This window comes from Curtobacterium sp. MCBD17_013 (genome assembly GCF_003234565.1).
GTDB lineage: Bacteria > Actinomycetota > Actinomycetes > Actinomycetales > Microbacteriaceae > Curtobacterium.
Map to the genome: position 1 here is coordinate 40645 of NZ_QKTU01000008.1, position 20547 is coordinate 61191.

Annotated in this window: 22 protein-coding genes; 11 read left to right on the plus strand and 11 right to left on the minus strand. The window is 72.8% G+C overall.

Annotated elements, in window-relative coordinates:
• Nucleotides 1–37 precede the first annotated feature (37 nt).
• The gene (locus DEI81_RS10075) at nt 38–865 is read left to right on the plus strand and encodes an endonuclease/exonuclease/phosphatase family protein (protein WP_111010593.1); all 828 of its coding nucleotides are present in this window, start codon (nt 38–40) and stop codon (nt 863–865) included.
• Nucleotides 866–959: 94 nt separating this feature from the next.
• On the plus strand, nt 960–1724 hold the full coding sequence (locus DEI81_RS10080) for an amidohydrolase (protein ID WP_111010594.1): 765 nt from the start codon (nt 960–962) through the stop codon (nt 1722–1724).
• Between the two features lie 12 nt (nt 1725–1736).
• On the opposite strand, the gene DEI81_RS10085 is transcribed toward DEI81_RS10080, so the two are convergent.
• The 5 genes from DEI81_RS10085 to DEI81_RS10105 all read right to left on the minus strand — a co-directional run bounded on the left by DEI81_RS10085 (nt 1737) and on the right by DEI81_RS10105 (nt 8963).
• On the minus strand, nt 1737–2504 hold the full coding sequence (locus DEI81_RS10085) for a hypothetical protein (RefSeq protein ID WP_111010595.1): 768 nt from the start codon (nt 2502–2504) through the stop codon (nt 1737–1739).
• A gap of 199 nt (nt 2505–2703) precedes the next feature.
• On the minus strand, nt 2704–5067 hold the full coding sequence (locus DEI81_RS10090) for a PEP-utilizing enzyme (RefSeq protein ID WP_111010596.1): 2364 nt from the start codon (nt 5065–5067) through the stop codon (nt 2704–2706).
• An 82-nt stretch (nt 5068–5149) separates the two neighbouring features.
• Nucleotides 5150–6220 carry a zinc-binding dehydrogenase gene (locus DEI81_RS10095; RefSeq protein ID WP_111010597.1) on the minus strand — a complete coding sequence of 357 codons (1071 nt, stop codon included), beginning with the start codon at nt 6218–6220 and terminating at the stop codon, nt 5150–5152.
• Entirely contained in the window at nt 6217–7752 is a 1536-nt protein-coding gene (locus DEI81_RS10100; RefSeq protein WP_111010598.1) for an aldehyde dehydrogenase family protein, read from the minus strand. The genes DEI81_RS10095 and DEI81_RS10100 overlap by 4 nt, the downstream gene beginning before the upstream one ends.
• Entirely contained in the window at nt 7749–8963 is a 1215-nt protein-coding gene (locus DEI81_RS10105; RefSeq protein ID WP_220035670.1) for a cytochrome P450, read from the minus strand. Before DEI81_RS10105 ends, DEI81_RS10100 begins: the two co-directional genes overlap by 4 nt.
• A gap of 74 nt (nt 8964–9037) precedes the next feature.
• On the opposite strand from DEI81_RS10105, the gene DEI81_RS10110 reads away from it, so the two are divergent.
• From DEI81_RS10110 to DEI81_RS10120, 3 genes are all read left to right on the plus strand, one after another.
• Nucleotides 9038–10702 (plus strand): PEP/pyruvate-binding domain-containing protein, encoded by a 1665-nt coding sequence (locus DEI81_RS10110; protein WP_111010599.1) that lies wholly within the window; start codon nt 9038–9040, stop codon nt 10700–10702.
• A gap of 12 nt (nt 10703–10714) precedes the next feature.
• The gene (locus DEI81_RS10115; RefSeq protein WP_111010600.1) at nt 10715–10921 is read left to right on the plus strand and encodes a hypothetical protein; all 207 of its coding nucleotides are present in this window, start codon (nt 10715–10717) and stop codon (nt 10919–10921) included.
• Nucleotides 10922–11044: 123 nt separating this feature from the next.
• Nucleotides 11045–11944, plus strand: coding sequence for a glucose 1-dehydrogenase (locus DEI81_RS10120; RefSeq protein ID WP_111010601.1), 900 nt, complete (start codon nt 11045–11047; stop codon nt 11942–11944).
• A 145-nt stretch (nt 11945–12089) separates the two neighbouring features.
• Here the strand turns inward: DEI81_RS10120 and DEI81_RS16230 are convergent, their stop codons facing one another.
• Both DEI81_RS16230 and DEI81_RS10125 read right to left on the minus strand, forming a co-directional pair.
• Entirely contained in the window at nt 12090–12416 is a 327-nt protein-coding gene (locus tag DEI81_RS16230) for a hypothetical protein (protein WP_111071871.1), read from the minus strand.
• 104 nt (nt 12417–12520) lie between these two features.
• Nucleotides 12521–13816 carry an Ig-like domain-containing protein gene (locus tag DEI81_RS10125; protein ID WP_111010602.1) on the minus strand — a complete coding sequence of 432 codons (1296 nt, stop codon included), beginning with the start codon at nt 13814–13816 and terminating at the stop codon, nt 12521–12523.
• A 238-nt stretch (nt 13817–14054) separates the two neighbouring features.
• On the opposite strand from DEI81_RS10125, the gene DEI81_RS10130 reads away from it, so the two are divergent.
• Nucleotides 14055–14732: a TetR/AcrR family transcriptional regulator gene (locus DEI81_RS10130; RefSeq protein WP_111010603.1), complete on the plus strand. Its 678-nt coding sequence runs from the start codon at nt 14055–14057 to the stop codon at nt 14730–14732.
• A gap of 53 nt (nt 14733–14785) precedes the next feature.
• Here the strand turns inward: DEI81_RS10130 and DEI81_RS10135 are convergent, their stop codons facing one another.
• Complete coding sequence (locus DEI81_RS10135) at nt 14786–15367, minus strand: sigma-70 family RNA polymerase sigma factor (RefSeq protein WP_111010604.1); 582 nt, start codon at nt 15365–15367, stop codon at nt 14786–14788.
• 223 nt (nt 15368–15590) lie between these two features.
• On the opposite strand from DEI81_RS10135, the gene DEI81_RS10140 reads away from it, so the two are divergent.
• The 4 genes from DEI81_RS10140 (at nt 15591) to DEI81_RS10155 (ending at nt 17753) form a co-directional block, all read left to right on the plus strand.
• Nucleotides 15591–16016 (plus strand): BLUF domain-containing protein, encoded by a 426-nt coding sequence (locus DEI81_RS10140; RefSeq protein WP_181434736.1) that lies wholly within the window; start codon nt 15591–15593, stop codon nt 16014–16016.
• A gap of 106 nt (nt 16017–16122) precedes the next feature.
• Nucleotides 16123–16737 (plus strand): hypothetical protein, encoded by a 615-nt coding sequence (locus DEI81_RS10145; RefSeq protein ID WP_111010606.1) that lies wholly within the window; start codon nt 16123–16125, stop codon nt 16735–16737.
• Between the two features lie 75 nt (nt 16738–16812).
• On the plus strand, nt 16813–17241 hold the full coding sequence (locus DEI81_RS10150; RefSeq protein WP_111010607.1) for a hypothetical protein: 429 nt from the start codon (nt 16813–16815) through the stop codon (nt 17239–17241).
• 158 nt (nt 17242–17399) lie between these two features.
• Nucleotides 17400–17753: a hypothetical protein gene (locus DEI81_RS10155; protein WP_111010608.1), complete on the plus strand. Its 354-nt coding sequence runs from the start codon at nt 17400–17402 to the stop codon at nt 17751–17753.
• 36 nt (nt 17754–17789) lie between these two features.
• Here DEI81_RS10155 and mgrA read toward each other — a convergent pair whose 3' ends face one another.
• Both mgrA and DEI81_RS16760 read right to left on the minus strand, forming a co-directional pair.
• Nucleotides 17790–18830, minus strand: a complete 1041-nt coding sequence (mgrA, locus tag DEI81_RS10160; RefSeq protein WP_111010609.1) for an L-glyceraldehyde 3-phosphate reductase — start codon at nt 18828–18830, stop codon at nt 17790–17792.
• The gene (locus tag DEI81_RS16760; RefSeq protein WP_111010610.1) at nt 18827–19156 is read right to left on the minus strand and encodes a helix-turn-helix domain-containing protein; all 330 of its coding nucleotides are present in this window, start codon (nt 19154–19156) and stop codon (nt 18827–18829) included. The genes mgrA and DEI81_RS16760 overlap by 4 nt, the downstream gene beginning before the upstream one ends.
• A gap of 207 nt (nt 19157–19363) precedes the next feature.
• Between DEI81_RS16760 and DEI81_RS10170 the strand changes: the two genes are divergently transcribed.
• Entirely contained in the window at nt 19364–19996 is a 633-nt protein-coding gene (locus tag DEI81_RS10170; RefSeq protein WP_181435380.1) for a DNA alkylation repair protein, read from the plus strand.
• Here the strand turns inward: DEI81_RS10170 and DEI81_RS10175 are convergent.
• Nucleotides 19941–20537, minus strand: coding sequence for a hypothetical protein (locus tag DEI81_RS10175; RefSeq protein WP_111010612.1), 597 nt, complete (start codon nt 20535–20537; stop codon nt 19941–19943). The genes DEI81_RS10170 and DEI81_RS10175 overlap by 56 nt on opposite strands.
• Nucleotides 20538–20547 lie beyond the last annotated feature (10 nt).

Here is a 20547-nt window from a genome sequence, read left to right on the forward strand (position 1 = left end):
CCGGACGTGACGACGGGCGCACGATAGCGTCGACGGCGTGAGCAGTCCCTCCACGACCGGCGGAGCCGCGACGCTCCGCACCGCCGTGCCCCTGACGGTGATGACCTACAACGTCAAGAACCACCACCACGACCCGGCGCACGACTGGGCGGACCGCCTGCCGCTGCTCGTGGCGATCATCCGGCGGAACGACCCCGACGTGCTCTGCGTGCAGGAGGCGTTCCACGCGCAGATGGAGGACCTCCGAGCAGCGCTGCCCGAGTACGGCGACATCGGCCAGGGACGCGAGGGCGGCGAGCGCGGCGAGTACGCGGCGGTGTTCCACCGACGGGACCGCGTGGCGGTCGAGGAGGACGGCGCGTTCTGGCTGTCGGACACCCCGGACGCCGTCGGGTCGAACACCTGGAACACCTCACACGTCCGGATGGCGACCTGGGGGCGCTTCCACGACCTCGTCACCGACGAGCGCTTCACGCTCCTGACGACCCACACCGACTACGTCCAGACGTCCCGGGGCGCCGAGGTGCGCCGGATGAGCGCGGACCTCATCGCCGCGCGCCTCGCCGATGCCTCCGGGCCGGTCGTCGTCACGGGGGACTTCAACGAGGGCGCGGGGCTCGCCGCGGCGTCGGAACGCTTGGCGGTCGCGGGGTTCGCGGACGCCTGGACGCGCGCCGGTTCCGACGACCCCGTGTCGAGCTTCAACGGCTGGGAGCCGCCCGTGGACGGGGGCGTCCGGATCGACTGGATCCTGACGCGCGGACCCGTGGAGGTCGAGGGCATCCGCATCGACCACGACGACCCGAGCACCTGGGCGGCGAGCGACCACTTCCCGGTGGTGGCGCGGCTCGTCCTCGGCGTCTGACGCCCGCCCGCGAGATCGCACTCGTTGCCCCTCTCGGGAGCTCCAGAGCGGCAGCAGGTGCGATCTCGCGGGGACGGGTGGGCATCATGGCGGCGTGCCGATCCAGGTCTTCGACAGCCACCTCCACGTCATCGATCCGCGGTTCCCGCTCGTGCCGAACGAGGGGTACCTCCCGCCGCGGTTCACGGTGGACGACTACCGGACCCGCACGGCGGCGTTCGACGTGATCGGCGGCGTCGTGGTGTCCGGTTCGTTCCAGGGCGTCGACACGACGTACCTCCTCGACGCGCTGGACCGGCTCGGACCGTCGTTCGTCGGCGTCGTGAACGTGCCGACGGACATCGCCGACGACGGACTCCGGGCGCTCGCCGCGGCCGGGGTCCGTGGGATCCGCTGCAACCTGTACCGCGGCGGATCCACGGCGGTGACCGATCTCGTGGCGCTCGGGCGTCGAGCGTGGGACGTCGCCGGCATGCACGTCGAGCTGTACCTCGACGCGGCGGATCTCGCCGAACTCGAGCCGGTGCTCCGGGCGCTGCCTCGTGCCTCCGTCGACCACCTCGGGATGACGCACGCGCACCGGGACGTCCTGCTGCGTCTCGTCGAGCGCGGGCTCCGTGTCAAGGCGACCGGGTTCGGCCGCGTGGACCTCGACGTGCGCGAGACCCTCGCCGCCATCCGCCGGGTGGACCCGCGCGCGCTCCTGTTCGGGACGGACCTGCCGAGCACGCGAGCGCGGCGACCGTTCCGGGACGAGGACGTCGCCGTGGCCGTCGAGGGGCTCGATCCCGACGACGCCCGGGCCGTGCTCGTCGACAACGCGGTCGCCTTCTACCGGGTCGGGACCCCGCTCGACTGAGACCGGCGCGGACTAGCAGTCGTCGGACGAGTGCACCGGCATGGGCGATCCGATGACGGCGACCTCGGTGCCCTTCGTGATCGCGGAGACGCCGTCGACCTCGGCGTCGGAGGCGTCCGGATCGAGGACCCAGCCCTCCTGCAGCACGATCTGCCAGTTCGCGCGGTCACCCGAGGCGTAGGACTCCTTGTCGCGGCCCGAGGCCGTGGCGACGCGCTCGCGGATGTCGTCGCCGACGGTGACACCGTTGGGCCCCTGGAGGTGCACGGTGGCCCCCGACCGTCCGGTGATCGACGCCTTGAGCATGCGGATGTCGACGGCGTTCCCGCGGGTGGACGTCTGCGCGAGGTCGACGACCCGGAGGCCTCGGCCCCACGTGTACGACGTGCTCGCCGGGACACAGGTGCCGCCGTCGCCCACCGCCGTGCGGGTGATCCGCGGCTTGCCGAGCAGTCGACGGAGGAGGCCGACGGTGGCGTCGCCGTCGGTCATCGGCGCGACCGCGACGAGGTCGTCGCCGTCGGACAGCCGGAGCTGCTCGGCGTCGAGTTCGATGACGTCGACGGTCCGCAGGCTGGCGGCGCTGATCGTCGTGTCGGTGCTCGGCTCGCCTTCGGTCCTCAGGAGGCTGGCGGTCTCGACCACGCGCGGCGTGGCGACGGCAGCGCCTGCCCCGTCGGTGGTGGCCCCGGCGATCGCCGCGGTCCCCGGGGTGCTGCATCCGCCGAGCAGCAGCGCACCCACGACGAGCGTGGGCAGCAGCAGCGTTCGAGCGGTCATCACTCGACCGTAGGGGCCGTGGGGGCTCCCGCGACCGGCATTCATCGAATCGCAACGTCCCCGTGTCCGCATCGTGACCTGCGGACCGGTGTCGGCCCTCCGGGCCGACGCTGCCGCAGCATGGGGAGGTACGCGACGATCCCCGCGATCGTCGTCGCGTTGAGCGTGGGCCCGGACGCGATCGCAGGAAAGGGGGGTGCTACTCGTCGTCCTCCGTGCGCTCCCGCCCGAGCGTCGCGATGAGGTCCTCGTGCAGCTCCATCCACACGTCGTGGTACGAGCCGGACAGGGGCCGGGCGAGGGCGTCCCGGTCGCCTCCGCGGTAGGCCGTGATCGCCCGCTCGAGCCGCTCGCCGTACCGACCGAAGCGCGGGTCGACAGCCCCGAGCTGAGCGAGCACGGCTCCGATCTGCCCGTGCACGACCTCGAGGCGCTCCGTGACGTCCGCTCCCGACTGCGCGTCCGCGGTGAGCTGCTTGACGTCGCGGTTCGGGAACAGGAACGACTCGTACACGTCTGCCACGGTGCTGCGCTGTGTGGCGCTGAGTCGGTCGCCCGCGAGGAGCACGGCGCGGGCGCGCCCGGCCGGCGTGAGCGTGTGCATGGCCCGACGTCCCCCGGTCGGCTGGGTGTGTCCGCGCTCGTCGGTGGCGGCGAGTGTCGCGTCGATCGCCGCGGCGTCGAGCCCGGTGCTCTCGGCGATCTGCTCGGTCGTGGCGAACCCGCGGACGCGCAGCGCCTGGAGGACGGCGAACTCGGTCTCGTCGGCGACGAGACCGGTCGAGGCGGTCTCGGGGACGGGGTTGCCCCACGACCCCGTGAGGAACAGTCGTGGGATCATCTCGGTCGCGACCCCGCTGACGATCGTGTCGTAGCAGGCGGCGACCGCGGGGTGGATCCCGAGGAAGTCGTGATCGGCGATGAGCTCGTCGAGCAGGCCGGCGGCGCGGGCGAACGGGAGCGCGAAGCCCGCGGTGTACGTGAGGGCGCCCGCCTCGATCTTCTCGCGGCGGTCCATGCTCGCGATCCGTCCGTACAGGGCGGCGGACTGCGCCTCGATCTGCGTGCGCAGGGCGGCCATGTCCTCGAGCGACAGGACGTCGACGTCGGACATCGGCGCGTCCCAGGTCGGTCGGGTGTACGCCGCCACGCCCTGGATGTACGGCACGTAGTTGGCCGGGTTCGTGAACGCGGTCGAGATGTCGATGACCTGGACGTCGAGGCCGGAGTCCGGGCCGAAGAACATCGCGGTCGTGACGGACCAGGGCAGCGGCGAGGCCGGGTCGTTCCAGTGCCAGGCGGGCTCGTTGAGGAAGATGTCGCGGACGAGGACGAACCCGCCGTCGTCGGTCGGGTAGGGCCCGTGATCCGACACACCGAGCCGGTTGTCGAAGTGGAGCAGGAACCCCATGAGCTCCGCGGCTCCCTGGAACCGCTGGAACGTCGAGCGGTCGGCGTCCGCGCCCAGGGCGATCCGGTCCTGGCTGAAGCGGTCGATCCAGTCGCGGTCGAGGACCTCGGCACGGTACCCCTGCATCGACGTGAGGATCGGGCCGTCGCCCCAGAAACCGTTGTAGAGCCGACGGACGACGCCGAACGCGTCGCGGATCCGGTCGGCCTCGTAGTCGGCGTCGTGCAGGCCGAGCTCGAGCGCGATGCCCCGCCCGAACGACGGCGCGGTGGCGAGCGCCCAGATGTGCAGCATGTTGACCTTGGTGCCGATCTCGCGCTTGGCGATCGACGCGATGTCGACGACGCCGTCGATCCCGATCCGGTCCTCGATCGCACGGAGCCACCGCGGGTGCTGGAACCAGCAGTTCATGATCCCCATGGCCTCGTACTCCTGGCGGGGGATGAGTCCGGACTCGCCCTCGGTGGCACGCGAAGCGAGGGCGTCCCACTCGTTCCAGGTGTAGTAGCGGATCGCCTCGTTGACCTCCTCGCGCGTGAGGTCGCGGTGGATCGACTCCGCGTCGGTGTACAGCACCCGGGTGGTCATCTCGGCCTGCATGACGGCATCGCCCTCGGAACCCTTCGGCACGACGCCACCGAACTTCTCGAGCAGGAGCATGATCTGCGCCAACTCCTCCTGGCTCATCGCCGGGGCGGCGCCCTCGGGCGCCGGGGAGTCGTCGACGGGAGCACCGCGCTCGACGCTCACCCTGCCTCCCGGCCGCGACGACACGTCGAGCCGGATCCGCACGCCGTCGGCGGGGACCACCTCGCCGCGCGGCGTGCGGACGCCCTTGTCGAACGTGACCGACATCACCGCCGGGATGCCGTACTCGCGGCAGAGGATGCCGAGGTGGCTCTCCGGTGCGCCCTGCAGCGTGACGACCCCGCGGATGCCCGCGTTGAGCGCCATCGTCAGGAAGGTCGTGGTGCCGCCGCGGGCGATCACGACGACGTCGGACACGTCGTCGAGGTCGGCGAAGGCGATGACGTCCTCGGGTGTCTCGAGCCACTTCGCCACGCCCTCGACGAGGTCGTCGGTCTCGTAGACCGTCAGGCCGGTGCCGACCTGCTCGAAGGTGGTCTCGTCGTCGGTGAGCTGCTGGGCCATGTCGGTCCTCCGTGTCGGTGCGCTGCGCTGCGCGGTTCGTGGTCGTCGGGTGTTCGGACCGGTCGGTCGGTCGGACGGGTGGTCACGGTGTGACCACCACGCGGAGGACGTCGCCGGCGCGCTGCCGGGCCGCCGCCGCCTCGAGGTCGTCGAGGGACACGACGTCGGTCAGGAACGCGTCGAGCCGGAGGTCCCCGGCACGCCAGGCGTCGACCATGCGCGGGACCTGCCGCCACATGTCGCTCGAGCCGTAGAACGACCCGGTGATCGACTTCTGCTCGTGGAACAGCTCCTGGGCGCTGAACCGCACGGGGTCGTCGCTCCGGCCCGCGCCGACCACGACCACCCGACCACCGCGTCGGACGGCGTCCCACGCGGCCCGGATCGTGCCGGACGACCCGACCGCGTCGATCGCGACGTCGAAGCCCTCGCCATCCGTCAGCGCGGCACCGTCGAGGTCCCCGGGCGCGGCGGTCGTCGTCGCACCGAGCTCCGCGGCCAGGCGACGGCGGTCCGCGCTCGGGTCGACCGCCGCGATCGTGGTCGCACCCGCGATCCGGGCGCCCTGCACGGCGTTGAGCCCGACCGCGCCGGCCCCGATCACCAGGGCGGTCTCGCCCGGGGCGACGTGCGCGGTGTCGACGGCGGCACCGAACCCGGTCGGGACGGCGCAGCCGAGCAGCGCACCGACGGTGAACGGCACGTCCTCGGGCAGCGGCACGAGCGCCGTCACGGGCAGGACGGTCTCCTCGGCGAGGGTCGCGGTGCCCATCCCGGCGACCACGTCCGCACCGCCGGCCGTCATCGCCGCGCCCTGCGCCGACGATCGGGGGCGGTTCCGGCAGATGTACGGTTCGCCGCGGCGGCACGCGGAGCAGTGGCCGCACCGGGGGACCCACGACACGACGACGCGGTCGCCCACCGCCACGGTGTCCACCGCCGGACCGAGGGCGACGACCTCGCCCGCGCCCTCGTGTCCGAGGACGGCCGGGAGCCGCTGCCCGAACGCGCCCGCGGCCAGGGACAGGTCGGTGTGGCACAGGCCCGCGGCGCGGATCCGGACGACGACCTCGCCAGGGCCGGGCGCGCGGTGCTCGACGTCGTCGCGGACGACGAACGGACCACCGGCCTCGGTGACGACGGCGGCCCTCACGCGAGCGGGTCCTGCCCCGCCGCCGCTGGTGCGGCGGTGGTCGCGGTCGGATCGAGCACGGGGTCGCCGAGCACGGCCTTCACCTCGAGGTACTCCTCGATCGCGAACGGCCCCATCTCGCGCCCCAGCCCCGACTGTCCGTACCCGCCGAACGGCGAGACCGGGAGGGCCGGGGTGCGGACGCCGTTCACCCGCACCTGACCGGCACGGATGCGTCGGGCGATCGCCGCCGCGCGCGCCTCGTCCGCCGACCAGACCTCGCTCGACAGGCCGTAGGGGGTGTCGTTCGCCATCCGGACCGCGTCGTCCTCGCCCGCGTGACCCTGCACGACGAGGACCGGACCGAACACCTCCTCGCGGACGATCTCGGCGTCCTCGGCGAGGTCGGTGACGATCGTCGGGCGCAGGAAGAACCCCGTGCCGTCGACGGCGGTGCCGCCCGTGGCGACCGTCGCCCCCGCGGCTCGTGCGGTGTCCACGAACCGGAGGACCTTCGCGCGCTGCTCCGCCGACACGACCGGACCCATCGTCGTCCCGGGATCGAGCGGGTCCCCGAGCACGTACGCGTCGGCGGACTCCGCCGCGATCCGGACCGCGTCGTGCAGCCGGTCCGCCGGCACGAGCAACCGTGTCGGCGCGTTGCACTTCTGGCCCGCGTTCGTGAAGCAGTTGCGCACGGTGGTCCGCACCGCCAGGTCGAGGTCGGCGTCGTCGAGCACGACCGCGGGGGACTTGCCGCCGAGTTCGAGCGTCGCCCGCTTGATCCGCGACCCGGCGACGGCGCCGATGTGCCGACCGACGGCGAGCGAGCCGGTGAACGACACCATGTCCCACGTCTCGTCCTGGAGGAGCGCCTCGCCCGTCGTCGCGCCGGTCCCGGTGACGACGTCGAACACCCCGGCGGGCAGCCCCGCTCGGCGCCCGAGCTCGGCGAGGAACAGCGCGTTGAGCGGCGTGAGCTCGGCCGGCTTGAGCACGACCGTGCAGCCCGCGGCGAGTGCGGGCGCGAGCTTCGCCACGATCTGGTGGACGGGGAAGTTCCACGGCGTGATCGCGAGCACCACGCCGACCGCCTCGCGCACGACGGAGCTGCCCGAGGCGTCGCGGCTGTCCCAGGCGAGCTGCCGGGCGATCGCCGCCGTCGAGCGGAGCACCTTGACGGGCAGGTCGACCTGGACCGCGCGGGACTCCCGGATGGGCATGCCGATCTCGTGCGTCGCGAGCTCGGCGAGGGCGTCACCGTGCCGTTCGAGTTCCGCGGCGAGCGCGTCGAGGAGCCCGGCACGTCGGGACGGTGGCAGCGCCGCCCAGGCGGGCCAGGCCTCCCGGGCATCGAGCAGTGCGCGGTGCGCGAGGTCGGCGGATGCGTCGAGGACGGTGCCGATGATCCGTTCCGTCGCCGGGTCCACGACGTCGAGTGGGGCCTCGTCGTCGGGCGAGACCCAGCCGCCGCCGATGAACACGGAGCGGTCGGGGACGACGACCGCGTCGACGGGAGCGGCGGTGGTGCTGACACCGGTCTCGGGACTCATGCCGCGCCTCCCGTCCGGACCACACGCACCGGCACGCGGTCCCACCCGCGGAACAGGTTCACCCGCAGGCGTTCCGGCTCCCCGTCGAGCTCGAACCGGATCCCGCGGTCGAGCACGGCACCGAAGAACGACCGGACCTCCGCCCGCGCCAGGTGCGACCCGAGGCAGAAGTGCGCGCCCCACCCGAAGCTCAGGTGGTCGTTCGGCGTTCGGTCGAGACGGAAGTCGTCCGGGTCCTCGAACACGGCGGGGTCACGGTTCGCGGCCGAGAACCACAGGACGACCTTGTCGCCCGCGGCGACGTCGCGTCCGTCGATGGTCAGGTCCTCGAGTGCGGTCCGGCGCATCGCGGCGACCGGGCTGACGTGGCGGAACATCTCCTCGACGGTCGTCGGCAGGAGGCCGCGGTCACGTTCCAGCCGTGCCCACGCGTCGTGCTCGTGGAGCGCCACCGTGCCGCCCGAGACGAGGTGCCGCGTGGTCTCGTTCCCGGCCGCCACGAGCACGATGTAGTACGCCGCCAGCTGGTTCCAGGTGAGCGGCTGCCCGGCCACGCTGCCGTTCGCCATGACGCTGATGAGGTCGTCCCGGGGGTCGGCGCGACGCTCCTCGGTGAGGCGCTGGAAGTACCCCATGACCTCGTCCCGCGCTTCGGCGAGGGCGTCGGCGTCGACCAGGTGGTCCGGGTCGGAGCTCGTCAACCGGTTCGTCCAGTCGACCATGCGGGGCGCGTCCGACGCGGGGACGCCGAGGACGCGGGACAGCACGAGCATCGGCAGGCGGGCGCTGATGCGTTCGACCAGGTCGAAGGTGCCGCGGGCCTCCGCCTCGTCGAGCAGGAGCGTCACGGCCTCGTCGATCATGGCCTGCCACTGCTGGATCTTCACGGCCCGCAGGTGCGGGATCGTGACCCGGCGCAGGGCGACGTGCTCCTGCCCGTCCATGTTGTGGAGGCTCTGCAGCGCGCCCTCCACCTTGCGGTCCAGGATCTGGGTGCCCTCGGCGCTCGTCAGCTGCGGCATCTCGCTCGCCGCGGCCTTGACGTCGGCGTACCGAGTGAGCGCCCAGAAGCCCGGCCCGCGGTGCGACGGGGCGTTCCAGTGCACGGGGTCCTGCTCCCGGAGCGCGGCGAACACCGCCATCTCGCGGTCGTCCGCGAACGCGGTGAGGTCCATCAGGTCGACGCCCGCCGTCGGGCTCCCGATCGTCATGGTCGCCAACCGTAGTCGCGTCCGGCGACGAACTGGCTACTGTGGAACACCTTTCCGACCCCAGGAGCGCCGTGATGTCCTCCCCGTCCGAGCCGTGCGTCGAACCGCGGGACCGCGCGCTCGACGACGCCGTGTTCGCGCTCGACCACCACCACGGCGTCCCCGCCCGCGAGCTCCCGGAGCTGCTCGGCGGCAAGGGCGCGGGCCTCGCCGAGATGACCGCGCTGGGACTCGCCGTGCCCCCGGGGTTCACGATCGCGCTGCCGGTCTTCCGTCGGTGGCGTCACGGTGGGTGGCCCTCCTCGCTCGACGCCGTCGTCGCGGCACACGTCGCGGCGCTCGGCGAGCGGATGGGCCGCCGGCTCGGCGACCCGGACGATCCGCTGCTGCTGTCCGTTCGGAGCGGCGCCGCCGTCTCGATGCCCGGGATGCTCGACACGGTCCTCGACCTCGGGCTCAACGACGACACCGTGCGGGGGCTCGCGCGCGCCACCGGGGACGACGCCTTCGCCGAGGACAGCCACCGCCGATTCCTCCGGATGTACGCCACGATCGTCATGGGCGTGTCCGTCGAGGCGCTCGCCGACGCCGAGGACGCCCGCACGCTGCAACGACGGATCACCGAGCTCGCCGGGCGGCCCGTGCCGCACGACCCCGAGCAGCAGCTCCGCGAGGCGATCGCCGCGGTCTTCGCGTCGTGGGACAGCGAGCGTGCCCGCGCCTACCGCGCCCGCGACGGCATCGACGACGACGCCGGCACCGCCGTCACCGTGCAGGCCATGGTGTTCGGCAACCGCGGACCACGCTCCGGGACCGGCGTCGTCTTCACGCGCGACCCGGCCACCGGCGCGCCCGGCCCGTACGGCGACTACCTCGACCGCGGCCAGGGTGAGGACGTCGTCGACGGCAGTGCGCACCCGGTGCCGGTCCGCGACCTCGCCGACCTCGACCCCCAGGTGTACGTCGACCTCATGGCCGCGCTGCGCCGCCTGGAGGCCCACTACCGCCACGTCTGCGACGTCGAGTTCACCGTCGAGGAGGGACGGCTCTGGTTCCTCCAGACCCGCGCCGGCAAGCTCAGCGCGGTCGCCGCCGTGCGCACCGCCGTCGACCTGGTGGACGACCCGGAGGTCGCGCTGACGCCCGAGGAGGCCGTGGCGCGCGTCCCGGAGGAGGTCCGGGAGCGGGCGCGGCGCGACCTCGAGACGGGTGGTGCTGGTGCCGCCACGGAGCACGGTGACGACGCGCACGGTGCTGCCGCCGGCGGGACGCTGCTCGTGACCGGGCTCGGCGCGTCGCCCGGGATCGTCACCGGGGCGGTCGTGTTCTCGTCCGAGGCGGCGCTCGCCGCGGACGGCGACGTCGTGCTCGTGCGTCGTGAGACCAGCCCGAAGGACGTCGTCGGGATGTCCGCCGCGGTCGCGATCGTCACCTGCCGGGGCGGCCTGGCCAGTCACGCGGCCGTGGTCGCGCGGGGGTGGGGTGTCCCGGCCGTGGTCGGCGCCGGTGACCTCGTGCTCACGGGATCCGGGGACGACGCCACCGCGACGGGCCCCTCCGGGGTGGTCGTCCGCGTCGGTGACCTCGTGACCGTCGACGGTGCCTCCGGTCGGGTCTGGGTCGGCTCGCCCGACGCGCGCGACGGGGCGGGCGCCCCCGTGCCTCCCGACCGGGGCGGCGACCGGGCCGCGGCGCTGCGCGCGCTCGAGCGGCTCGACACCTGGGCCGCCGGACGGTGACAGACTGCACCCATGACGGAGTACGTGGTCGACAACACCGGTGACGACCGCGCGCGGGGCGTGGACCTCGTGGACGGCGACCAGCCGCCGATCCGCCTGATCGTGCGGGGCGAGCTCCCGACGACCATCGAGCACGAGGGACGGACCTGGATCGCCACCGACGACGTCGACGAGGAGCCGGGAGCGCTGCCGATCGCGGTGTTCCGGCCCGCCGACTGACGACGGGGCGGGCGGGGACCGGAGCGCCTCCGCCCGGGGGACAACCGCCGCCGGCTGGCCGTGAGCGCGTCCCGGTCTCCCGCGTACCGTCGGGGTCCTCAGCCAGGAGGAGGAGACCCAGACATGACGGACCAGTACACGTTCCAGGACCCGAGCAAGCTCTACGCCGACAAGGTGCCCGACGAGCAGTACCTCGGCGGATCCGGCACCGATGCCGAGATGGCGGAGAACGTCCCCGCCGACCACGGTGAGGAGACCTACCGCGGCTCCGGTCGACTCGAGGGGCGCAAGGCCCTGATCACGGGCGGTGACTCGGGCATCGGCGCAGCGGTCGCGATCGCCTACGCGCGCGAGGGCGCCGACGTCGCGATCGGGTACCTGCCCGAGGAGGAAGAGGACGCCAAGCGCATCGTCGGCCTCATCGAGGACGCGGGCCGCAAGGCCGTCACGCTGCCCGGCGACATCACGGACGCCGCGTTCTGCCGTGAGCTCGTGGCGAAGGCCGTCGACGAGCTCGGTGGGCTCGACATCCTCGTCAACAACGCGGGCAAGCAGCAGCACGTCGAGGACCTCACCGACCTGTCGGACGAGGAGTTCGACGCCACCTTCAAGACGAACGTCTACGCGATGTTCTGGATCACGAAGGCCGCGCTGCCGCACCTGCAGCCGGGCTCGACGATCATCAACACGACCTCGATCCAGGCGTACCAGCCGTCGCCGGCGCTCGTGCACTACGCCTCGACCAAGGGTGCCATCAACACGTTCTCCAAGGGGCTCGCGGGCCAGCTCGCGTCGAAGGGCATCCGCGTCAACGCGGTCGCTCCCGGCCCGATCTGGACGCCGCTGCAGCCGGCGGGTGGCCAGGCCCCCGAGAAGCTGCCCGAGGTCGGCGCCGAGACCCCGCTCGGACGCTGGGGTCAGCCGGCCGAGCTCGCGCCGGCCTTCGTGTTCCTGGCGAGTGGTGAGTCCTCGTTCGTCATCGGCGAGACGCTCCACGTGAACGGTGGCATGCCCACGCCGTGACGCCCGGCGCGTGATCGCCCGGCGCGTGATCGACCGGTCCGCCGGCCGAGCACCGCGACGAGATCGCGCAACACGCCGCTTCCCACCATCGGGAAGCGGCGTGTTCTGCGATCTGGGCGTTCCAAGTCCGGGCCGTCCGGGGGCGTCAGCGGGTGTCAGGGGCGGGGCGCATCCGCGCCATGCGCTGCAGCAGTTCACGTGCGGACAACGCCGCGGCGAGTTCGACCTCGACCGGCTGGATGCCGAAGGCCCGCTCCATCTCGGCCCGGCGCGCCAGGTCGGCGACGGGTACCTCCGGACGCTGCGGCAGCTTCGCGACGGCCTCGGCCGCGGCCTCGAAGGCACCGGCCGGAGCGCCGAGGTGCTCCCACATGAGCCGGACGTCCCGTGCGACCTCGTCCGCGCCGCCACCGAGCTCGAACCCGGTGCTCGCCATCTGCGCGAGGCCCTGTGCCAGATCGTCGGGGGACATGGCGTCCATCCTCGCACCGCGATCCCGGCGCCGCGCCAGCGGTGTCCCGCCGGCCCGGTCCGTGCCGGCCCGGTCCCGACGGCGCGGTCCCGACGGGACGTGGGTCAGCGCTGCCGACGGAGGCCGTGACGCGGCGTCGCGGATCCGGACGACTCGGGCGCGTCGACGGTGAGCCGACGGCGACGCGCCAGGGCGAGCACGGCGATCCCCGCCAGGAGCAGGGCCGAACCGAGCGCGATCGCCGGGCGGTCGTCCTGCCCGGTGAACGCGAGGGAGCCCGATGTGTCGGTCGCAGCGGCAGCAGCCGGTACGGCGCTCGCTCCGGCCGGGGACACGCGCGCGGTGCCGCCCGAGGGGGACGGCGTCGGCGTCGCGATCGGCGCGACGGCAACGGCGACGCCCTGCCCCATGCCGCCCGCGCTCGCCTGGATCATCTGTGCACCGGCATCCGTCGTGGCGGTCGTGCCGTCGGTGGCGCGGGTGGTGACGGTCGCCACGTTCTGCTCGGTGCGGGACGGACCGTCCCCGTTCGCCGTGCGCTCGGAAGCCGCGATCTCGACCCGGTACTGGTCCGCGACGGTGAGTGTGGGCCAGGACACGGTCACGCTGGTGGTGGAGCAGGTGACCGGGATCCCCGACCCGGGAAGGTCGGCGATGTGCGTGTAGACGCCGTCGACGTAGGAACCCTCGGAGAGCTGCACCGTGGCGCAGTCGAACTGCCAGGTCTGTCCGGCGGGAACGGCGTCGGTGGTCGTGGCGGAGGCGAACGGGCCGTTCGGGGTGTCGATGTGCCAGACGACCGCGTCCGTCGGGTTCGTCCGGCCCTGGTCGGGCCGCGCCCACGTGCCGTACTTCGACGCGGCCGCCGGGTCACCCCAGGCCGGGCCGGTCGGCGTGATCGGCGTCGTGAACTGCCGCCCGTCACTCGTCGTCGAGGTGATCGGGGTGGTGACACCGCCCGGGGTCGTCGTGCCGTTGAAGTCCGACTGGACGTACGCCGTGCCGCAGGTGTCGCGGTGCGTGTCCACGTAGTTCGTGAACGTGAACGAGACGATCCACGGGGTGCTCGATGCGATCGTTGCCGTCGCCACCGTCGCGCCGGTCGCGGGGTCGTCGAGTTCGAAGCCCGTCGGCAGGTGGCCGAGGTGGTCGCTCAACGTGAGGCCGAACGTGTCGCCGGCGTGGGCGTCGGCGGGCGCGCACCAGTCGATGGACGTGCGGAGCTGACTGCCGAGCGCCGGCGTGGTCGGGCTGACGGTGACGTTCGTGATCGCGCCGGAGACCTCGGTGGCGTGGGCTGCGGGGCCGGCGGCCAGGACGAGGGCGCCCGCGACGGCGAGGGTGACACCGCCCACGATCGGGATCCGGACACGGCGGACGAGGGCATGCTTCGGGTACATGGTGCTCCTGGGATACGGGGTCGCGGGTTCGGGGCCCGCGTCGGGTGTGGTCATGCTACGTCGTCGCTCCCGATACCCCGAGGGCGCCGCCCCCCGGTTGTCCCCTGAAGAGAGGACCCCCGGACCGGGGGGTGCGGAAGAAACCTTCTGGGCGGTTTGATCGTAGGGACGGACACGACGTCCGCCAGACCGGACCAGGGTGCCAACGTCGTCCGCCCTCCCGTCTCCACGAAGGGGCATGATGCTCGACCACACCAACGCGGACACCGCGGCCGCTGCCGCCGCAGCCCAGACGCTCCACCTCCGCGTCATCATCGTCGACGGGGCCGTCGACCTGCTCCACGAGGTGCCCTTCCACGAGGCCCGTCCGGACGCCGTCGCCGCCCGCATCGGCATCTCGCTCGAGGAGCTCCACCAGCACTTCCCGTCGTGGGACGGCCTCGTGCTCGCCGCCGTCGACCGGTGGAACGGCCAGCGCACCGAAGCCATCGAGCACACCCTCGGCGACGTCAGCACCGTCGAGTTCCTCCGCGCGATGGTGGCGTCGAACGTCCGGCAGCCCGCGCTCATGCGCCTGCTCGTCGCCCTCGCGAGCGTCGCGAGCGACTGCACGCACCCCATGGCCCCCTACCTGCAGTCGCGGTACCAGCTGTTCGTCACGCAGATCCGCCGCGGTCTCGAGCACGACGTCGCCGTCGGTCGTGCACCGCACACCATGGACCCCCGTCGCGGCGCGGAGCAGCTCATCGCCCTCTACGAGGGCCTGCAGCTGCAGGCCCTGCTCCGGCAGGACCTCGACCTGATGTCGGCGTTCGACCGGGCGGCCTCCCGCCTCGAGCGCGGTTGGGAGGAGCGGTACCAGGTGCGCGCTCCGCTCACGCCGTCGACGTGGGTCGACGACGCCTGGTCGCTCTGAGTCACGGCGAACGCCGCCCGGACCGCCCTGGGCCGTCGCGCTGACCTACGCCGTCAGACCGCGACGCTGAGGCAGCGGCGGAGACCGCGGAGACCGCTCCGGATCCGCGTCTTCGCGGTGCCGACCGGGACGCTCAACCGGTCGGCGACCTCCAGGTCCGTGAGCCCGTCGCGGTACCGCAACAGCACGGCGGATCGCTGGTTCGGCGTGAGGCCGGCGAGCGCGTTCCGCACCGCGACCCACTCGGCCAGCACGTCCAACCGCTCGGCGGCGTCGTGGTCGACCGGCTCGAAGTCCCGCATCCCGACGCGGATCTCCCGCTGCCGGGTGCGCTCGATGGACCGGACCCGGTCGACGGCGCGGCGGTGGGTGAGGGTCTGGAGCCAGCTCGTCGCCGAGGCGCGCGCGGGGTCGTACGGTGTCGTGTCGTCGGACCAGACGTCGAGGAGGACGTCGTGCACGACCTCCTCGGCCTGGGCGTGGTCGACGAGCGTCCGGCGGGCGAACGACACGAGGCGCGGCGTCAGCCGGACGTAGAGCTGGCGGAAGGCCTCGCGGTCGCCGCCGCAGACGGCGATGAGCAGCGCGTCATCGCTCGTCGTGACGGGGTCGGTGGTCGGTCGACGGTGCAGCATCTCGGGTCCGTCTCGGGTGTCGTGATCTCGGGTGGTCCTGTCGACGCTGACTCCGCCGACGGGGTACGACGGCTGCGTCTCGTCTACTCGTGCCTCCTGGACCGGCTCGGAGGCACCGTTCGGGCCGTGCTTCCCCGATGCGCCCCGAACTGGGTGTCCCGCTCGCGGCGGTCGTGGGTGGAATCTGGGTCCTACCCCTGATCCCCACCTGAGGAGAACCGTCGTGCTGTCCACCGTCTACACCAGTTCCGCGACGTACCCGTTCACGGATGACGACCTGGCGGTCCTGCTCCTGAACAGCCGCGCGAACAACGCCCGTGCCGGTCTGACCGGCGTCCTGCTGCACCAGGACGGGCAGTTCATGCAGGTGCTCGAGGGCCCCGACGACGCCGTGCGCGAGCGCTACGCGATCATCGCGTCGGACCCGCGGCACGGTGCGGTCCAGCTCGTCGCGCAGGAGTCGATCGCCGAGCGTCGGTTCCCGGCGTGGACCATGGGGTACCGCGCGGTCGTCGACACCGGCGCCGACGACCTGCCCGGGTTCGACGACTTCTTCAGCGCCCCCGCGGCCGGTCGGACGTCGGAGACCGCGGCGCGGGTGCAGGACCTCGTCGCGCAGCTCGGTGACGAGGACCCGACCGCGGCCTGAGCCCCGGCGCAGGAGGCGGATGTCGGCGATCCTCGGCGCGCCGTCCGCGGGACGACGATGATGAACGGGTCCGTTCCGGGCCTCGGGGCCCACGCGAGGAGGCCCCATGCAGCTGTACGCCACCGATCCCGTCCGTCGTGTGCGGCAGCTGGTCGCCGACGTGGTCGCCCTCGTCGCGATCGTCCTGGCGGTCCTGCTCGGGCGCGCGGTCGGGGCGTCGATCGCCGCACTCGGTGACGTCGGTCGGCGCGTGCAGGACGCGGGTGAGGGTTTGCGCAGCACCATGTCGCGGGCGGCGGACCGCATCGCCGACCTGCCGTTCGCGGGCCGTGCCGTGAGCGCGCCGTTCCGGAACGCGAGTGACGCCGCACGGACCCTCGTCGCCGCGGGGCGCGACCAGCAGGAGGCAGCCCACCACGTCGCGGTCCTCGTCGGCGTCGTCGTGGCGGGCCTGCCCGTCCTCCTCGTCGTCGTCCTGTGGCTGCGCCGGCGGGGCGGCTTCGTGCGGCGGGCGGCCGCGGTCCGGGCGTTGCTGCGCACACCGCTCGGACTGGAAGCCCTCGCGGCACAGGCGTTGGCGCACGCGCACCCCCGCACGCTGCGTGCCGTGGAACCCACCGTGGTCGAGCGGTGGCGGGACGGGGAGCCCGACGCGGTCCGGGTCCTCGCCACACTCGCGCTCCGCGACGCCGGGGTGCCGCTCCGGCTCCTGCCGCGCTGACGTCGACCGGAGACGCAGGGAGTCAGTGCGATCCTGGTGTGTCCACAGGAAACGCACCGAGTCCCAGAAGGATCAATGCACCAGCTCCACAGCACCACCCGTTCCACCCGATTCGTGGTCGGCGCCGCGACCGCACTCGCAGCGGCCGCACTGCTCGCCGGCTGCAGCTCGAGCACCTCCGCCGGTTCCTCCGGCTCCACGTCGGCCTCCTCCGCATCGGGGTCGTCGTCCTCGTCGAAGCTGCCGGCGAACTTCCCGAAGGCCGTGCCCGTCGTCAAGGGCGACGTGATCGTCGCCCGCGGCAACGCCAGCGACGGCTGGAGCGCCACCGTCTCGCCGAAGGGCGGGAAGGGCTTCGCACAGGCGGGCCAGGCACTCGCGTCTGCCGGCTTCACCAAGCAGGGCGGCGGCACCGCCACGCAGGCGACCTACACCAGCGACCGCTACACCGTGAGCATCAGCACGCCCGGCTCGTCCGTGACGTACATCATCTCGACGCGCTGACGCGCTGACGCGCTGACGCGCTGACGCGCTGACGCGCTGACGCGCTGACGCGCTGACGCTCGATCGCGCCGACCGGATGGAGGCCCGGAGTGGCCTCCATCCGGTCCGCTTTGCGCAACCCCCCGGACGGAGATCGCTAGACCGTCTAGCTTCATGTCATGTTGATCCCCAGCGTGTTCGACTTCGAGCCGGACCGCCTCCGTAGCTACTCGGCGTCGCGCATCGACCGGCTCCTGCAGGACCGGCCCGTCGAGTACCTGGCGCACCTGTCGGTGGCGCGGCAACTCGACACGTGGATCGCGCAGACGCTGGCGGACCCCGACCCGGACGACGAACGGTTCGACGCCGGGTTCGTTGCGGCCCTCCGCGCGGTCCGTGACTGCCTGCGCCAAGGGGACTTCACGCCGGGTGGCCTCCACGGCAGCCGCCCGAGGGACGGGGCCGGAACAGGCCCCGACCCCGACCCCGACCCCGACCCGGGCGCGGCGGCGGGCGGCACCCCCGGGACCTGAACCGCCCCCGCAGCTGAGCGCAGTGACCGACGGCGCTCAGACCTCGCCGGCCCGAGCCCCCGCCCACAGGTCGATGCCGGCCGAGTCCACCGCGTGCTCGTCGATGGCGCGCAGCTCGTCCTCCGTGAAGGACAGGTGGTCGAGCGCCGCGACGTTCTGTTCGACCTGCTCGACCCGCGAGGCGCCGATCACGAGCGAGGTCACCCGCTCGTCGCGGAGGGCCCACGCGAGTGCGAGCTGGGCGAGGGACTGCCCCCGAGCGGCCGCGATGTCGTGCAGCGCCCGGAGGTGACCGACGACCTCGGGCGTGATGACCGAGGGGTCGAACGAGGTGCCGGCGGCGGCGCGGGTCCCCTCGGGCACGCCGTCGAGGTACTTGCCCGTGAGCAGGCCCTGCGCGAGCGCCGTGAACCCGATGACCCCGAACCCGAGCTCGTCCGCGGCGTCGAGGAGGCCCTCGGTCTCGATCCAGCGGTTGAGCATCGAGTACGACGGCTGGTGGATGAGCAGCGGGGTGCCGAGGTCGCGGAGGATCGCCGCCGCCTGGCGGGTCCGCTCCGTGTCGTACGAGGAGATCCCGACGTAGAGCGCCTTGCCCTGTCGGACAGCCGTGTCGAGCGCGGTCATGGTCTCCTCGAGCGGCGTGGAGGCGTCGAGGCGGTGCGAGTAGAAGACGTCCACGTAGTCGAGGCCCATGCGCTGCAGCGACTGGTCGAGCGATGCGAGCACGTACTTCCGACTCCCGCCGCCCTGCCCGTACGGACCCGGCCACATGTCCCAACCGGCCTTGGTCGAGATGACCAGCTCGTCCCGGTACGGGTGGAGGTCCTCCCGCATGATGCGGCCGAAGTTGATCTCCGCGGCGCCGTAGGGCGGCCCGTAGTTGTTCGCGAGGTCATGGTGCGTGATCCCGAGGTCGAACGCCCGCCGGCTGATCGCGCGCTGGGTCTCGAACGGTCGGTCGTCACCGAAGTTGTGCCAGTACCCGAGTGAGAGCAGCGGCAGGTCGAGGCCGGACCGGCCGGTCCGGCGGAACGGCATCGAGTCGTAGCGGTCGTCACGGGCGACGTAGGTCATGGGGATGTGCCTCCGAGCGGGGTGGGGATCAGGGGTCCAGCCTCGCACGGCGGACGGAGGGGTGGGTCTCCCCACGGATCGACGCCGGCGCAGCGGTGGACCGGACCCGGCTCGGTCCCGACGCCCTGCGTGAGCGCGGCGAGTTCTCGGAGCGCCGAGCGACGCTCGTCCTGCTCGTGCTCCTGGTCCGCGACGAGGTCACTCAGGGGTACCCGACGGTGTCGACCTGGCTTCTGGAACGGGATCGCACCCGCTTCGAGGAGCCTGACCAGGGTGGGCCGGGAAACGCCGAGCTGGTCGGCGCCTTCGTGTGTCGTCAGCTGCATCCGCGACGGGATCACGGCCACCCCGTTGCCCGCGGCCAGGGTGTTCGCGACCTGTTCCACGACATCGAAGATCTCGGCCGGTATGAGGCGTTCGCGGCCGTGTCGAACGACGCGCGGCGGGCCACACGTAGCCTGGATCGGTGCCGTCCTCCTCCCGGTCCTGTCCGTCCGTCACGCGCCCCGTCGCGATCGGTTCGGCGGACTGACGTGGCCGTCGACACCGCCGAGGACGTCCTCGGCGCACTCGCCCGCACCCCGGGCGACCTCGCCGCCGCTCGACGCGTCGCGCGCCGGTACGCGACCCTCGGTGACGGCGAGGTGGGGGCGCTGCTCTGGAGCGAGGTCGAGGACGCACGGCTCGTGGCGGTGCTGCTGCTCGTCCAGCGGTTCCGGGACGGTGACGACGCGACCAGGTCGGTCGTGGTGGAGGACTACATGGCAGCGGCCCACAGCGAGCGCGTCGACAGCGACCTCCTCGTCGAGGTCAGTGCGGAACACATCGTGGGCGCGTGGCTCGCGGACCGTCCGCGTGGCCCGCTGTTCGCGCTCGCCAAGAGCGACGTCGTCTGGGAGCGGTGCATCGCGGTCAGCGCGACCCTGGCGTTCGTGAAGCGCGGTGAGGCCGCCACCGCGCTCGACATCGTCGGCAGGCTCGTGCGGGAGCGGAACGAGCACGTGCGGCGTGCCGTGGCGCTCGTCCTGCGCGGGGTCGGCAAGTGGGCCTCGCACGAGGAGCTCGTCGCGTTCCTCGAGTCGAACGCGAGCGGGATGGACCGTGCGCTGCTCAGTGCGGCGACGGAGCACCTGTCTGCGGCTGCGCAGGTGCGGTTCCGCCGGTAGGAGCGTCGGCGGGGTAGGTCCACGAACTGCCGCGCTGCTGGAGGGTCCCGAGCACCCGGCGGATCTTCGGCAGGCGGTCGTGCACCTGCCAGGTGCTCCACGCACCGATCCCGACGAAGACCGCCGCGAACAGGATGCCGAGCGCGACCTGCCCGGTCACGACCATCGTCACGGCGAGGACGGCGAAGGCGCCGAACACCACGGGGTTCAACCAGCGGTCGCGGCGGAACTGTCGGTCCCACCGCTCGAACTGCGGGGTCCAGTGGCGTGGGTCCGCGTCGTCAGGCACGCTCCCGGTCTTCAGCGACCGCTGCATCTCGAGGAGCTGTTCCGTCCCGCCCGCTCGCCGTCGTCGAACCGCCACGCTCACGGTCACGAACACGGACATGGGGACGGCGTAGAACAACGCGGACACGAGCTGGTCGTCGGGGTTCCGGTGCGGGTGCTGGAGCGAGCTGAGCCCGTACCACAGCACGAACAGGACCACGAACGCCATCGGTGCGTAGGCCCAGAGTGGCCATCGTCGGAACAACGGCAGCATCGGTGTCTCC

Bases quoted from the DNA above. Each gene is read 5' to 3' on its own strand.
- DEI81_RS16230 (WP_111071871.1), bottom strand. From the start codon at position 12,416: ATGTCCCCCGACGATCTGGCACAGGGCCTCGCGCAGATGGCGAGCACC.
- DEI81_RS10155 (WP_111010608.1), top strand. From the start codon at position 17,400: ATGTTGATCCCCAGCGTGTTCGACTTCGAGCCGGACCGCCTCCGTAGC.
- DEI81_RS16760 (WP_111010610.1), bottom strand. From the start codon at position 19,156: ATGCAGCTGACGACACACGAAGGCGCCGACCAGCTCGGCGTTTCCCGG.
- DEI81_RS10120 (WP_111010601.1), top strand. From the start codon at position 11,045: ATGACGGACCAGTACACGTTCCAGGACCCGAGCAAGCTCTACGCCGAC.
- DEI81_RS10125 (WP_111010602.1), bottom strand. From the start codon at position 13,816: ATGTACCCGAAGCATGCCCTCGTCCGCCGTGTCCGGATCCCGATCGTG.
- DEI81_RS10115 (WP_111010600.1), top strand. From the start codon at position 10,715: ATGACGGAGTACGTGGTCGACAACACCGGTGACGACCGCGCGCGGGGC.
- DEI81_RS10130 (WP_111010603.1), top strand. From the start codon at position 14,055: ATGATGCTCGACCACACCAACGCGGACACCGCGGCCGCTGCCGCCGCA.
- DEI81_RS10135 (WP_111010604.1), bottom strand. From the start codon at position 15,367: ATGCTGCACCGTCGACCGACCACCGACCCCGTCACGACGAGCGATGAC.
- mgrA (WP_111010609.1), bottom strand. From the start codon at position 18,830: ATGACCTACGTCGCCCGTGACGACCGCTACGACTCGATGCCGTTCCGC.
- DEI81_RS10085 (WP_111010595.1), bottom strand. From the start codon at position 2,504: ATGACCGCTCGAACGCTGCTGCTGCCCACGCTCGTCGTGGGTGCGCTG.
- DEI81_RS10110 (WP_111010599.1), top strand. From the start codon at position 9,038: ATGTCCTCCCCGTCCGAGCCGTGCGTCGAACCGCGGGACCGCGCGCTC.
- DEI81_RS10100 (WP_111010598.1), bottom strand. From the start codon at position 7,752: ATGAGTCCCGAGACCGGTGTCAGCACCACCGCCGCTCCCGTCGACGCG.
- DEI81_RS10090 (WP_111010596.1), bottom strand. From the start codon at position 5,067: ATGGCCCAGCAGCTCACCGACGACGAGACCACCTTCGAGCAGGTCGGC.
- DEI81_RS10175 (WP_111010612.1), bottom strand. From the start codon at position 20,537: ATGCTGCCGTTGTTCCGACGATGGCCACTCTGGGCCTACGCACCGATG.
- DEI81_RS10105 (WP_220035670.1), bottom strand. From the start codon at position 8,963: ATGACGATCGGGAGCCCGACGGCGGGCGTCGACCTGATGGACCTCACC.
- DEI81_RS10145 (WP_111010606.1), top strand. From the start codon at position 16,123: ATGCAGCTGTACGCCACCGATCCCGTCCGTCGTGTGCGGCAGCTGGTC.
- DEI81_RS10150 (WP_111010607.1), top strand. From the start codon at position 16,813: ATGCACCAGCTCCACAGCACCACCCGTTCCACCCGATTCGTGGTCGGC.